The sequence below is a fragment of the Streptomyces atroolivaceus genome, from assembly GCF_000717025.1.
GTDB lineage: Bacteria > Actinomycetota > Actinomycetes > Streptomycetales > Streptomycetaceae > Streptomyces > Streptomyces atroolivaceus.
Map to the genome: position 1 here is coordinate 148,506 of NZ_JNXG01000005.1, position 13,644 is coordinate 162,149.

Sequence of the window (13,644 nt, forward strand, 5' to 3'; positions counted from 1 at the left end):
TCGGCCCGCCCACCCAGCGGACCGGACACCCCCCAACGACGGAGGATCCTGTGACCTTCAAGCGCTTCGCCCCTCTCGGCTCGCTCTCCAGACGTGCTCGCCTCATCGCCGCGACCTCAGGTCTGGTCACCGCCGTGGCGCTTGCGGCACCCACCGCGGTCGCTCAGGCGGCCCCGGACACCACCGTGACGAAGGCCGAACTCGCCTCGGCGAGTTCAGCCGTACACGGTGCCGACATCGCCGGCACCGCCTGGTACACCGAAGCGAGCACCGGCAAGGTCGTCGTGACCGTCGACAGCACGGTCTCCGCCGCGGAGATAGCCAAGATCAAGAAGTCGGTCACCGACTCGGGCGCCAAGGCCGACATCAACCGCACGCCGGGCACGTTCAACAAGCTCATCGCCGGCGGGCAGGCCATCTACGCCGGCGGCGGACGCTGTTCGCTCGGCTTCAACGTCCGCAGCGGCAGCACCTACTACGCGCTGACCGCCGGGCACTGCACCGCGATCGGCAGCACCTGGTACACCAACTCCAGCCAGAGCGCCACCCTCGGCACCAGGACCGGCTCCAGCTTCCCGGTCAACGACTACGGGATCATCCGGCACGCCAACGCGTCCGCCGCGGACGGCCGGGTCTACCTCTACAACGGCAGCTACCAGGAGATCACCTCCGCGGCCAACGCCCGCGTCGGCCAGGCCGTCAAGCGCAGCGGCTCCACCACCGGCGTCCACAGCGGCACCGTCACCGGTCTCAACGCGACGGTGAACTACGGAGGCGGCGACGTCGTCTACGGCATGATCCAGACCAACGTCTGCGCCGAGCCCGGCGACAGCGGCGGCTCGCTCTTCGCGGGCACCACCGCTCTCGGCCTCACCTCGGGCGGCAGCGGTAACTGCAGCTCGGGCGGCACCACCTTCTTCCAGCCCGTCACCGAGGCGCTGAGCGCCTACGGCGTCAGCGTCTTCTAGGGCCTCACGTCCCAATCGCCGACGGGCCGCGCTCCCCGAGCGCGGCCCGTTGCCGTGTCCGCTTCCCGCGGGTACGGGCACTGTGCCAGGCTCGCGGCCATGCGCTACATCATCGTGGGAACGGGCGCCGTCGGCGGCGCCATAGGCGGACGGCTCGCGGAGGCGGGCCACGACGTGGTACTCGTCGCGAGAGGAGCGCAGTACGCCGCCCTGCGCGAGGACGGGCTGCGTCTCACCACCCCCGAGGGCACACGCACCCACCACCTCCCCGTCGTCGACGGCCCGGCGGCTACGGACCTCGGTCCGGACGACGTCCTCGTCCTCGCCGTCAAGACGCAGGACGCCACCGCGGCGCTCGACGACTGGAGCTCCAGGCCCGTCGCGGGCGGCGGCACGGCGGGGGAGCGGCTGCCCCTGATCTGCGCGCAGAACGGCGTCGAGAGCGAACGCCTGGCCCTGCGCCGCTTCCGCCGCGTCTACGGCTGCTGCGTCTACCTCCCCGCCAGCTTCGTCGAGCCGGGCCGAGTCGTCGCCGCCGGAGCCCCGCTCACGGGCGTCCTGCACCTCGGCCGCTACCCGTCCGGGACCGACGACACCGTGCGCGCCGTCGCCGCCGACTGGGAGAAGGCCAAGCTGGCGGTCCCCGTCTCCCCCGACGTGATGCGCTGGAAGTACGCCAAACTGCTCTCCAACCTCGCCAACGCGATCGAGGCGGTCACCGGTGTGCTGAGCGGCCCCGACGCCTTCGCCCTCCTCGACAGGGCACGGGCGGAAGGGCGGGCGGTGCTCGCCGCTGCCGGCATCGAGGTGGCCGGCGGCGCGGAGCAGGAGGCCGCCCGCAACGGCAGGATCCACTTCGACCCGCTCGACGGGTCCGAGCGCGCCGGGGGTTCGTCCTGGCAGAGTCTCAGCCGTGGCACGGGCACCATCGAGGCCGACTACCTCAACGGTGAGATCGTCCTCCTCGGCCGGCTGCACGGAGTCCCGACACCCGTCAACGACGTACTCCGTCGAACCGCGAACGCATTCGCCAGGGAGCGGCGCGCCGCCGGGTCGATGACGGTGGCCGAACTCACGGAGCTGGCCGACGCTGCTTCGTGAACACCCCCGGCCCCGGCCGACGCTAGGCGCTCATCGCCCCGTCCACCGGGACGCGTGCTTCGTCGTAACGGGTCAGCAGCAGCCGGGCGAGTGCGGAGGAGGGGCCGAGGACCCCGGCCAGTACATCGGCACGGGCCTCCCCGGCGCCCGCGGCGATACGGTCGGGGAGCCGCCCGGGGGCGATGACGTAAGGGGCCACCGCGACCCGTCCTACGCCGTCGGCCCGCAGGGCGCGCACCACGTCCGCGGTGCGGGGGAGGGATGCGGAGGCGAACGCAGGCCGCACGGCGCACCAACCGGTGTGCCGCAGCTCCCGCGCGATTTCAGCGATCACTGCGATCGCCTCCGGGTCTGTGGAGCCCGCCGAGGCCAGGACCAGCCCGGTCGAGCCCTTGTCGCCGGGGGACACCCCGGCCTCGTACAGCCGCTGTTCCACCGCCGTGTTCAGCAGCGGGGACGGACCCAGGACGTCCGCCTGGGTGATCCGCAGCCGCGGGAGCCGCGCGCGGGCCTCGCGCAGCACCGAGGGGATGTCCGACTTGGCGTGGAAGGCCCGGGTCAGCAGCAGGGGGAGCGCGACGACCTCGTCCGTCCCCTCCGCGGCCAGGCGCTCCAGCACCCGGGGCACGGAAGGGGCGTTGAACTCCAGGAAGCCCGTCTCCACGCGCAGCCCCGGCCGCAGCGACCGGACACGCGCCGTGAGCGCGTGCACGGTCGCCGCGTGCCGGGGGTCACGGCTGCCGTGCGCGATGACGAGGAGTACCGGGGCGGCCATGGAGACTCAGCTCTTGACGAGGAGACCGCGGCTGCGCAGCACCCGCCGCTCCAGCGGGCTGAAGATCAGCAGGTCGATCGCGATGCCGACGAACAGGATGAGGAGGATCGCCAGGAAGATCCCCGGCATGTCGAAGTTGTTCCGGCCGTTCTCCAGCAACTGGCCGAGCCCCAGGCCGAGATCGGGGGAGGAAGCGATGATCTCGGCGGCCATGAGCGAACGCCAGGAGAACGCCCAGCCCTGCTTGAGGCCCGCCAGGTAGCCGGGCAGCGCCGCCGGCAGGACGATGTGGATCGTCCCGCGCAGGCCGGTGGCACCGATCGTGCGGCCCGCGCGCAGGAACAACGGCGGAACCTGGTCGACACCGGAGACCAGACCGTTCGCCACGGACGGGACCGCGCCCAGCAGGATCACCGCGTACATCGTCTTGTCGTCGAGACCGAGCCAGATGATGGCCGGCGCCACCCACGCCACGGACGGCAGGGACTGCAGTCCGGACAGGATCGGGCCGATCGCCGCCCGGACCACCTTCACCCGTGCCACCAGCAGCCCCAGCGGGGTGCCGATCGCCACGGCCATCACGAAGCCGAGGAGACCGCGCGACACACTGGTCCAGATGACCTCCAGAAGTGTGCCCTGCAGCCACATGTCGGTCAGGCTGTCCCGGACGGCCAGCGGCGGCGGCAGCTTGTAGTCGTCGGTGACCTTCGCCCAGACCAGCAACTGCCAGACCAGGATGACCAGGACGACCGCGACGACGGGCGGCAGGACCTTGTTGAGCAGGATCTCGCGTGTCGGTGTCCGGCGCACCTGTACGGCGTCGAGCGCGTCCAGACCCGCTTCGAGTCCCGCCAGGTCGTCGGCCTTCGTATCAGTGCTGGCCATGTCGGCGGATCTCCCCACGCAGTTGTTCGGTGATCTCGACGGACAGCTCCGCCACGGCGGTGTCCTCGATGCGGCGGGGCTGCTCGATGTCGACCTTCCACTCCCGGGCGATCCGGCCCGGACGCGACGAGAGGAGGATGACGCGCTGGGCGAGCCGCACCGCCTCGCGCACGTTGTGGGTGACGAAGAGGACGGAGGCGTTCGTCTCGCGCCAGATCCGGGTCAGTTCATCGTGCAGGACATCGCGCGTGATGGCGTCGAGTGCGGCGAACGGCTCGTCCATCAGCAGCAGTTGACTGTCCTGTGCGAGCGCGCGGGCCATCGCCACGCGCTGGCGCATCCCGCCGGAGAGCTCGTGCACCCGCTTGCCGTACGCCCCGCCGAGGCGTACGAGTTCGAGCAGCCGCTCCGCCTCCGGGCGGCGGTCCGACTTCGGTACCCCGCGCATCCGCAGGGCCAGTTCGATGTTCTTGCCCGCGGTCAGCCACGGGAAGAGGGCGTGCTCCTGGAACATCAGGGCCGGCCGCCCGCCGGGGGTCTCGATGGACCCCGCGGACGGGCGGTCGAGTCCGGCCACCAGGTTGAGCAGCGTCGACTTGCCGCACCCGGATGCTCCCAGGAGGGTGACGAACTCGCCCGGAGCGACATCGAGCGAGATGTCGTCCAGGACGAGCTGCTGCCCCGTGGGTCCGGCGAAGGACTTGGAGACGCGGGTGATACGAGCGGCGTGCTCGACCGCTGCACGGTCCTCGGCCTTGGTGAGGGTGGTGGTCGCCATGGTCGTCACCTCCTGGGAATTCAGGTTCCTGGTGCGGTCGGGTGGGCTACTTGACGCCGAGACCGGCGTCGGCGACCTCGGGCTGTCCTGCGGCCTTGAGGATCTTGTTCAGCGGCTTCAGGTCGTAGATGCCGTCGAGGTCGGGCTTCTCCAGCAGTCCGGCCTCGACCGCGTGGTCCGCCTGCGCCTGGAGCGTGGCGGCCAGCGGGTCGTCCGTGATCTGGATGGACTCCCACGCCGGGTCGAGGACCTCGGCGGGCAGCGCCTTGCCGCTCAGCTCCTTGAGCGCGGCGTTGGCCGAGGCCTTCGCCTTGTCCGGGTTGGCGTTGATCCACTTGTTGGTGTTCACGGTGCCGCGCAGCACGGCGTCCACGACGTCCGGGTGCTCGGCGAGGAACTTCTGCGACACGATGATGTTGGTGATGACGAACTTGTCGTCCGGCCACAGCGTCGACTCGTCGAGCAGGACCTTGCCGCCCTCGGCGACCAGCTTCGACGCGGTCGGCTCCGGGACCCAGGCGCCGTCCAGGGAACCGGCCTTGAAGGCGTCCGGGGTCACCTTGTTGTCCGAACGGACCACGGAGACGTCGCCCTTGCCGCTCTGGGCGTCGACCTTCCAGCCCTTCTCGGATATCCAGTTGAGGAACGCCACGTCCTGCGTGTTGCCGAGCTGGGGGGTGGCGATCTTCTTGCCCTTGAGGTCGTCCAGGGTCTTGATCTTCTGCGGGTTCACGACGAGCTTCACTCCGCCGGAGGCCGAGCCGCCGAGGATCCGCAGGCTCTGGCCCTTGGACTTGCTGTAGCCGTTGATCGAGGGGGAGGGGCCGATGAAGCCGATGTCGATCGAACCCGCGTTGAGCGCCTCGATCTCGGAGGGCCCGGCGTTGAACGTCGAGGGCTTCACCGTGGTGCCGCCCAGCTCCTTGGCGATCAGGCCTTCCTGGATGCCGACCAGTGCGGTGGCGTGCGTGAGGTTCGGGAAGTAACCGATCTTCACGGTGTCCGCCGAGAGCTTCTTCCCGTCGGCGGAGACGTTCGACTTCTCGGCGTCGTCGTCCTTCGACTCGGAGCCGTAGCCGCAGGCGGTGAGTGCGACGGCGAGCAGCGGCAGGGCGGCGGCGGCGGCGAGGCTGCGGCGGAGGGTGGTACGGGTGGCAGGCACGGGAGGCTTTCCTCTCGGTGGCCCGGTGCTCACGTCCCCCCGGGGTCGGGTGGCGCGGCCGGGCGATCGGCGTGTCTTCGTCTGAACTGGCGGTGCGAGCGGGCGCGCAGGCAGTGCGCGTACGTCATCACGCACATCGCCCGACCCCGCCCTGGCCGCTGCCGAGGGCGCCGCTGCCGACCCGGCCGCCCTCCTTCGCGAAGGTCGAGAAGAAGTCCCTGGTCATCAGAAGTCCCACTCCGCGTCCTCGGCGGTGGTGTCCGCCTCCGTCTCCTCGCCGTCCACGGCGGCGAACGAGGCGCCCGCCATGCCGGCGGTGAGGGTCGTTCCGTCGGCGGGGTCGATCAGCAGGAACGAGCCGGTGCGCCGCGAGGCCGCGTACGAGTCGAGCGCCAGGGGCTCGGCGGTGCGGACGACGACCCGGCCGATGTCGTTGGCCACCAGCTGCCCGGGGGCCGGGTGCTGGGAGAGGTCGTCCAGCGTGAGCCGCGAGGGGATGTCCTTGACGATCGCCTTGACGGTGCGGGTGGTGTGCTTGAGCAGCACCCGCTGGCCCACCGTGAGCGGCTGGTCGGCCACGTGGCAGACGGTCGCCTCGACGTCCTGCGTGGTGGCGGGAGCGTCGTCCGCCGGGGCGATCAGGTCGCCCCGCGAGATGTCGATGTCGTCGGCCAGCCGGATCGTCACCGACTGCGGGGCCCAGGCGATGTCGACGCTCTCGCCGAGCGCGTCGATCCCCTCGATCGTGGTGGTGCGTCCGGACGGCAGCACGGAGACGGTCTCGCCGACCCGGAACACCCCGGCGGCGATCTGACCGGCGTACCCCCGGTAGTCCGGGTGCTCGGCGCTCTGCGGACGGATCACGTACTGCACCGGGAAGCGCGCGTGGCAGGCGGTGAGGTCGTGGCTGACCGGCACCGTCTCCAGGTGCTCCAGGACCGTCGGTCCGCCGTACCAGTCCATGTGGGCGGACGGTTCCACGACGTTGTCGCCGGCCAGTGCGGAGATCGGGATCGCGGTGATCTCGGGGACGCCGAGCGAGGCTGCGTACGCGGTGAACTCCTCGGCTATGGCGGCGAAGACGGGCTCCGCGTAGTCCACGAGGTCCATCTTGTTGACGGCGAGGACCACGTGGGGGACGCGCAGGAGGGCGGCGACGGCGGCGTGGCGGCGGGTCTGTTCGACCACTCCGTTGCGGGCGTCGACGAGGACGACGGCCAGCTCGGCGGTGGAGGCACCGGTGACCATGTTGCGCGTGTACTGCACATGACCGGGGGTGTCGGCGAGGATGAACCGGCGGCGGGGGGTGGCGAAGTAGCGGTAGGCCACGTCGATGGTGATGCCCTGCTCGCGTTCGGCCCGCAGCCCGTCGGTCAGCAGCGCCAGGTCGGGCGCCTCCTGGCCGCGGTTGGTGGAGGCCAGCGCGACGGCTTCCAGCTGGTCGGTGAGGACCGACTTGGAGTCGTGCAGCAGGCGTCCGACCAGGGTGGACTTGCCGTCGTCGACGGAACCGGCGGTGGCGAACCGCAGCAGGGTGGTGGCCGAGAGCTGCTCGGTCGTGGTGATGCTCATGTCTAGAAGTACCCCTCGCGCTTGCGGTCTTCCATCGCGGCCTCGGACATCTTGTCGTCGGCGCGGGTCGCGCCCCGCTCGGTGAGGCGGGAGGCGGCGATCTCGGTGATCACGGCGTCCAGGGTGGTGGCGTCGGAATCGACGGCGCCGGTGCAGGACATGTCGCCGACGGTGCGGTAGCGGACCTGGCGGATCTCGGTCCTCTCGTGCTCCTTGGGACCGCCCCAGTCGCCGGCGGTCAGCCACATGCCGGAACGGCTGAAGACCTCGCGCTCGTGGGCGAAGTAGATCTCCGGGAGCTCGATGCCCTCACGCTCGATGTACTGCCAGACGTCGAGCTCGGTCCAGTTGGAGATGGGGAAGACACGGACGTGCTCGCCGGGGGCGTGACGGCCGTTGTAGAGCTGCCACAGCTCGGGGCGCTGACGGCGGGGGTCCCACTGGGAGAACTCGTCGCGCAGCGAGAAGACCCGCTCCTTGGCCCGGGCCTTCTCCTCGTCACGCCGTCCGCCGCCGAACACGGCGTCGAAGCGGTGCTGCTGGATGGCCTCGGTGAGCGGGACCGTCTGCAGGGGGTTGCGGGTGCCGTCGGGGCGCTCACGGAGCTTGCCCGCGTCGATGTACTCCTGGACGGAGGCGACGTGCAGGCGCAGCCCGTGCTTCTCGACGGTGCGGTCGCGGTACTCGAGGACCTCGGGGAAGTTGTGTCCGGTGTCCACGTGCAGCAGCGTGAAGGGGATCGGCGCGGGAGCGAACGCCTTCAGCGCGAGGTGCAGCATCAGGATCGAGTCCTTGCCGCCGGAGAAGAGGATCACCGGCCGCTCGAACTCCCCCGCCACCTCACGGAAGATGTGCACCGCCTCCGACTCCAGGGAGTCCAGGTGGCTCAGCGCGTACGGGTTGACAGTGCCTTCCGGCACGGTGGCGACAGTGCTCACGCCAGGCCCCTCTCGGTGAGCAGCGCACGAAGCGCCGCTGCGGACTCCTGCACGGTCTGCTGGTGCGACTCGATCCGCAGATCCGGCGACTCGGGGGCCTCGTAGGGGTCGTCCACCCCGGTGAGACCACTGATCTCGCCCGCCGCCTGCTTGGCGTACAGCCCCTTCACATCGCGCTCGGAGCAGACCTCGACCGGGGTCGCGACGTGCACCTCCAGATACGCGGTGCCCTCCTGCTGATGACGCTTGCGTACCGCGTCACGGCTGTCGGCATACGGAGCGATGACCGGGACGAGCACCTTCACACCGTTGGCGGCCAGCAGCTCGGCGACGAAGCCGATCCGCTGGACGTTGGTGTGCCGGTCCTCGCGGGAGAAGCCGAGGCCCGCGGAGAGGAACTCCCGGATCTCGTCACCGTCGAGCACCTCGACCCGGTGTCCGTCGGCACGCAGCCGGCCGGCCAGCTCGTAGGCGATGGTGGTCTTGCCCGCGCTCGGCAGACCGGTGAGCCAGACGGTGGCTCCCGTCTCCGTCACGCTCATCGATATCTCCTGATCAGTCGTCATCAGCCGTGCAGCCCGCATTCGGTCTTGCCCCGCCCGGCCCAGCGGCCGGCCCGTGCGTCCTCGCCCTCCAGCACCCGGCGGGTGCAGGGCGCGCAGCCGACGGAGGCGTAACCGTCCATCAGCAGCGGGTTGGTCAGTACGCCGTGTTCGGCGACGTACGCGTCCACGTCGTCCTGGGTCCAGCGGGCGATCGGTGAGACCTTGACCTTGCGGCGCTTCTCGTCCCAGCCCACGACCGGGGTGTTCGCCCGGGTGGGGGACTCGTCGCGGCGCAGACCGGTCGCCCAGGCCGCGTACGCCGTCAGCCCCTCCTCCAGCGGCTTGACCTTGCGCAGCGCGCAGCACAGGTCGGGGTCGCGGTCGTGCAGCTTCGGCCCGTACTCGGCGTCCTGCTCGGCCACCGACTGACGCGGCGTCAGCGTGATGAGGTTGACGTCCATCACGGCGTCCACCGCGTCCCGCGTGCCGATGGTCTCCTCGAAGTGGTAGCCGGTGTCCAGGAAGACCACGTCGACACCGGGGAAGACCCGGGAGGCCAGGTGCGCGACGACCGCGTCCTCCATGGAGGAGGTGACGCAGAAGCGCTTGCCGAAGGTGTCGGCCGCCCACTTCAGGATGTCGCTCGCGGAGGCGTCCTCCAGATCGCGCCCCGCCCGCACCGCCAGCTCCTTCAGAGCCTCGTCGGTGAGCTCGGCTGCTTGCAGAGTGTCCGTCATGTCCCGTCCCCTTCGGCGTCGTCGCGCTGGAGTCCCTGGGACAGCAGGCCCAGGAACTTCAGCTGGAACGCGCGGTTGCAGGAAGCACATTCCCAGGCTCCGTGACCGGCCTCGTGGGGGCGCAGGTCCTCGTCGCCGCAGTACGGGCAGTAGAACGGCGCGGCTCGCTCGCTCATGACAGCGACTCCGCACTGGCCCGGGCGGCCCAGGTCGCGAAGCGCTCGCCGTCCTCGCGCTCCTCCTGGAACCTGCCGAGCACCCGCTCGACGTAGTCCGGGAGTTCGGCCGATGTGACCTTCAGGCCACGGACCTTGCGGCCGAAGCCGGCTTCCAGGCCGAGTGCGCCGCCGAGGTGCACCTGGTAGCCCTCGACCTGGTTGCCGTCACCGTCCAGCATGAGCTGGCCCTTGAGGCCGATGTCCGCCGTCTGGATGCGGGCGCAGGCGTTGGGGCAGCCGTTGATGTTGATGGAGAGCGGCTCCTCGAACTCCGGCATGCGGCGCTCCAGTTCGTCGATGAGCGCGGCTCCGCGCGCCTTCGTCTCGACGATCGCCAGCTTGCAGAACTCGATGCCGGTGCAGGCCATCGTGCCGCGCCGGAAGGGGGAGGCCTTGACCTGGAGGTCCAGCGCTTCCAGCCCGGCGGACAGGGAGTCGACCTGGTCCTGCTCCACGTCCAGGATGAGCATCTTCTGCTCGACGGTGGTGCGCACCCGGCCCGAGCCGTGTGCCTCGGCCAGATCGGCGATCTTGGCCAGGGTGGAGCCGTCCACCCGGCCGACGCGCGGGGCGAAGCCCACGTAGAAGCGGCCGTCCTGCTGCGGGTGCACACCGATGTGGTCGCGCCAGCGGGAGGAGGGCTGCGCGGGCGGCGGGCCGTCCAGCATCGGGCGCTTGAGGTACTCGTCCTCGAGCACCTGGCGGAACTTCTCCGGGCCCCAGTCGGCCATCAGGAACTTCAGGCGGGCACGGGTACGCAGCCGGCGGTAGCCGTAGTCGCGGAAGATCCCGACGACACCGGCCCAGACGTCGGGGACCTCGTCCAGCGGCACCCAGGCGCCCAGACGCTCGGCGAACCGCGGGTTGGTGGACAGCCCGCCGCCGACCCACAGGTCGAAGCCGGGGCCGTGCTCGGGGTGGTCGACGCCCACGAACGCGATGTCGTTGATCTCGTGCACCACGTCCTGGACCGGCGAGCCGGAGATCGCGGTCTTGAACTTGCGTGGCAGGTTGGAGAATTCCTTGCTGCCGATGTACCGCTCGTGGATCTCGTCGACCGCGGACGTGCCGTCGATGATCTCGTCGGCCGCGATGCCGGCCACGGGCGAACCGATGATCACGCGGGGGCAGTCACCGCAGGCCTCGGTGGTCGAGAGCCCGACGGCCTCGAGCTTCTCCCAGATCGCCGGGACGTCCTCGATGCGGATCCAGTGCAGCTGGACGTTCTGCCGGTCGGTGACGTCGGCGGTGCCCCGCGCGTACTCCTGCGAGATCTCGCCGATGACGCGCAGCTGGGCGGTGGTCAGCCTCCCGCCGTCGATGCGCACGCGCAGCATGAAGTAGCGGTCGTCCAGCTCCTCCGGCTCCAGCACCGCGGTCTTGCCGCCGTCGATGCCTGCCCGGCGCTGGGTGTACAGACCCCACCAGCGCATACGTCCGCGCAGGTCGTTGGGATCGATCGAGTCGAATCCGCGCTTCGAGTAGAGCGTCTCAATGCGTGTCCGCACGTTGAGACTGTCGTCGTCCTTCTTGAACTGCTCGTTCCCGTTCAGCGGGGTGAAGTGACCCATGGCCCACTGACCTTCACCACGGTGACGTCCGGCCTTGCGGCGGGGCGTGGCGGTAGCAGGCTTCTCGGGGCTGGCGGCCATGGCAATACGTCCTTCGGGACTGCAGGAGGGCGGCTCTGAACTGCACACTCGCGTGAGGCGCGGCGGTGCGCAGGGGTGGAGCGGAACATCAGGAGATCGCGGTGCTGGAGATCCTCAGCGGACCGGACAGATGGCGCTGGACATGCGGCCGAGGTCGACGTGCCGCCGACTCACCAAGGCAATTCCAGTTCCAGACATGACGGAAGCGTGTCACGCGGATCTCGGGCCAGTCCACCACGATCCAACATGTGGACGAGATGGTCCCGAAATATGAGACCTTGTGGCGTCGGTCACTCCCGCCCTGTCGACAAGGCGACAATGCCGTGTGGGCAAAGCGGTCCAAGGGCGTGCGATCAGGCGTGCGCACCGGGCCAGGGGCCGGGGGCTGCGACCTCGGGCTCCTGCTCGGTCTTCGTGTCGAACAGCCGGAATCCGCGCCGCAGGTAGTTGTCCATCGCGTGCGGGCCGTCGTCCGAGCAGGTGTGCAGCCACACCCGTGTGGTCGGGGTCCGCTCCGGGTGCCGCTCAGCGAGGTCCCAGGCCCGCGCCACGCCGTAGGACAGCAGGTGCCCGCCGATCCGGCGTCCCCGGAACGCGGGGATCAGGCCGAAGTAGGAGATCTCGACCGCCCCGTCCTCCTGGGGGCCGAGTTCGATGAACCCGGCGGGGGTCCCTTTCTCGTAGGCCACCCACGTCTCGGCCCCCGGCCGCTCCAGGATCTCCCGCCACTGCGCGTAGGTGAGGCCCAGCCGGTCGGTCCACCGGATGTCACCGCCCACCGCCGTGTACAGGAACCGGCTGAACTCAGGCAGCGGCGTCTCCGACCGTACGACCGTCACCGGGCCCTCGGGGGCGGCGGCGGGGCTCAGGTCGGCGGGCGATGTCTGCTCCAGGTACCAGACGGTCACCTCGGAGAGGGGAGCGGTGGTGTGCGTGGCGTTGCTCATGGCGTCAGAGAATCACGGCTCCGCCCGCCGGCCGAAGGCGGGTCAGGCCGTCCCCGCCGGCGTCCGCGTCCTGAGCACCACCGGAGCCGTCGAGCGGGGCAGCAGGTCGGCCGGTACGTCAGGGTGGACCACCTCCACGGCGACCCCCTCGCGGAACCGGTACGGCCGGTGCTCCAGAACCTCCGCGAGATGGCGGCGCATCCGGGATATCTCGGCCCGGACCGTCACCGTCCTGGTCGCGTCGTCGAACACGTCCTCCGCCAGCTCCGCCGCGGTGCGCCCCTCCCTGTGCAGGGCCAGCGCGTACAGCAGCTCGGCGTGGCGGGGCGAGAGCCGGCGCGTCCAGCTGCCCACCGGACCCGCCACGTGGACCGCGAGCCCCCGTTCCCGGCTCAGGTCCAGCACCACCCTGCGCGGCGAGCGCTCCTGCCCGCCCTCAGCGACCTGTACCAGCCAGCCGCCGGGCAGCGGCTCCACCCTGCACATCCCGAGCGAGGCCAGCCACACCGCTCCCGGCGCCAGCGACTTCGGCAGCGGCAGCCGGTCCACGGGCGGCATCCCGCTGACGGCGGCCAGCCAGCCGTGGGTGTCCACCACCAGCGCGCGGCCGCCCAGCCGGCACAGGAGCGGAGCGGCCACCGCGCGCAGCCGCTCGATCGCCACCAGGTGTCTGCTGCGCAGCTCGCTCTCCGCCAGCGCCGCCACCGATCCGACCAGCGCCAGTGTGGCCGGGTGGAAGGTGGACGCGGGCCCGCTGATGTCGACGATGCCCATCAGCCGGCCGTCCCGGGGGTCGCGCACCGGGGCCGCCGCACAGGTCCAGCCGTGCAGGGCGCGGATGAAGTGCTCGGCGGAGTGGACCTTGATGGGCGTGCGCGCCGCGAGCGCCGTACCGATGGCGTTCGTCCCCGTCGCCGACTCCGCCCAGGCGGCCCCCTCCTCCAGACAGATGTCCTTGGCCCGGCGCATCACGGCAGCATGCCCCTGACGCCACAGGACCCGGCCCTCGGTGTCGGTGACGACCATGATCTGCTGCGAGGCGTCCGCGATGGTGGCCAGCCCCTCCCGCAGCAGCGGCATGACCTCACCGAGCGCCGTGCCCCTGCGCCGGTGCTCGATCTCGTCCGTCTCCAGCAGCCTGCTCTCCGGTGACTGCTCCGGGTCGATCCCGCTGCGCAGCACGCGGTCCCAGGACGCGTCGATCTCCGCGCGGGGGGCCGCCGCCGTACGCTCACCCGCCAGCCTGGCCTCCCGCGCGCGGTGGACCAGGCGCTCGGCCACCGCGGGTCGCGAGGCGGTTCCCGGCCGCTCCGGCGCGGCAGGGCGTGAATCCATGACGGTCCCCCCAACAAGGCGTGGGCCCGGT

At 70.8% G+C, this 13,644-nt stretch carries 15 protein-coding genes; 2 read left to right on the plus strand and 13 right to left on the minus strand.

The features are described from left to right. The first annotated feature begins 50 nt into the window (after nucleotides 1-50). Together OO67_RS13890 and OO67_RS13895 are read left to right on the plus strand one after the other, a co-directional pair. Entirely contained in the window at nucleotides 51-968 is a 918-nt protein-coding gene (locus OO67_RS13890) for a S1 family peptidase (protein ID WP_033300191.1), read from the plus strand. Between the two features lie 99 nt (nucleotides 969-1,067). Next, on the plus strand, nucleotides 1,068-2,069 hold the full coding sequence (locus OO67_RS13895) for a ketopantoate reductase family protein (protein WP_033300193.1): 1,002 nt from the start codon (nucleotides 1,068-1,070) through the stop codon (nucleotides 2,067-2,069). A gap of 22 nt (nucleotides 2,070-2,091) precedes the next feature. On the opposite strand, the gene OO67_RS13900 is transcribed toward OO67_RS13895, so the two are convergent. The 13 genes from OO67_RS13900 to OO67_RS13960 form a co-directional block, all read right to left on the minus strand. Next, a complete protein-coding gene (locus tag OO67_RS13900) occupies nucleotides 2,092-2,844 on the minus strand; it encodes a sirohydrochlorin chelatase (RefSeq protein ID WP_033300194.1) in 753 nt (250 codons plus the stop codon). 6 nt (nucleotides 2,845-2,850) lie between these two features. Next, nucleotides 2,851-3,729, minus strand: a complete 879-nt coding sequence (locus tag OO67_RS13905) for an ABC transporter permease (protein ID WP_033300195.1) — start codon at nucleotides 3,727-3,729, stop codon at nucleotides 2,851-2,853. Continuing rightward, a complete protein-coding gene (locus tag OO67_RS13910; protein WP_033300196.1) occupies nucleotides 3,716-4,507 on the minus strand; it encodes an ABC transporter ATP-binding protein in 792 nt (263 codons plus the stop codon). The genes OO67_RS13905 and OO67_RS13910 overlap by 14 nt, the downstream gene beginning before the upstream one ends. Nucleotides 4,508-4,553: 46 nt before the next feature. After that, a complete protein-coding gene (locus OO67_RS13915; RefSeq protein ID WP_033300197.1) occupies nucleotides 4,554-5,669 on the minus strand; it encodes an aliphatic sulfonate ABC transporter substrate-binding protein in 1,116 nt (371 codons plus the stop codon). Nucleotides 5,670-5,894: 225 nt separating this feature from the next. After that, complete coding sequence (locus OO67_RS13925; RefSeq protein WP_033300199.1) at nucleotides 5,895-7,241, minus strand: sulfate adenylyltransferase subunit 1; 1,347 nt, start codon at nucleotides 7,239-7,241, stop codon at nucleotides 5,895-5,897. A gap of 2 nt (nucleotides 7,242-7,243) precedes the next feature. Then, nucleotides 7,244-8,179: a sulfate adenylyltransferase subunit CysD gene (cysD, locus tag OO67_RS13930; protein ID WP_033300200.1), complete on the minus strand. Its 936-nt coding sequence runs from the start codon at nucleotides 8,177-8,179 to the stop codon at nucleotides 7,244-7,246. Then, nucleotides 8,176-8,745, minus strand: coding sequence for an adenylyl-sulfate kinase (gene cysC, locus OO67_RS13935; RefSeq protein WP_078597893.1), 570 nt, complete (start codon nucleotides 8,743-8,745; stop codon nucleotides 8,176-8,178). The genes cysD and cysC overlap by 4 nt, the downstream gene beginning before the upstream one ends. After that, complete coding sequence (locus tag OO67_RS13940; RefSeq protein ID WP_033300203.1) at nucleotides 8,745-9,461, minus strand: phosphoadenylyl-sulfate reductase; 717 nt, start codon at nucleotides 9,459-9,461, stop codon at nucleotides 8,745-8,747. Before OO67_RS13940 ends, cysC begins: the two co-directional genes overlap by 1 nt. Next, entirely contained in the window at nucleotides 9,458-9,637 is a 180-nt protein-coding gene (locus tag OO67_RS13945; RefSeq protein WP_033300204.1) for a hypothetical protein, read from the minus strand. The genes OO67_RS13940 and OO67_RS13945 overlap by 4 nt, the downstream gene beginning before the upstream one ends. After that, nucleotides 9,634-11,331, minus strand: a complete 1,698-nt coding sequence (locus OO67_RS13950) for a nitrite/sulfite reductase (protein WP_033300206.1) — start codon at nucleotides 11,329-11,331, stop codon at nucleotides 9,634-9,636. Before OO67_RS13950 ends, OO67_RS13945 begins: the two co-directional genes overlap by 4 nt. Before the next feature lie 114 nt (nucleotides 11,332-11,445). Further along, the gene (locus OO67_RS40790) at nucleotides 11,446-11,529 is read right to left on the minus strand and encodes a putative leader peptide (protein WP_349817346.1); all 84 of its coding nucleotides are present in this window, start codon (nucleotides 11,527-11,529) and stop codon (nucleotides 11,446-11,448) included. A gap of 155 nt (nucleotides 11,530-11,684) precedes the next feature. Further along, nucleotides 11,685-12,278 (minus strand): GNAT family N-acetyltransferase, encoded by a 594-nt coding sequence (locus OO67_RS13955; RefSeq protein WP_033300208.1) that lies wholly within the window; start codon nucleotides 12,276-12,278, stop codon nucleotides 11,685-11,687. A 42-nt stretch (nucleotides 12,279-12,320) separates the two neighbouring features. Then, on the minus strand, nucleotides 12,321-13,613 hold the full coding sequence (locus tag OO67_RS13960) for a GAF domain-containing protein (RefSeq protein WP_033300210.1): 1,293 nt from the start codon (nucleotides 13,611-13,613) through the stop codon (nucleotides 12,321-12,323). Nucleotides 13,614-13,644 lie beyond the last annotated feature (31 nt).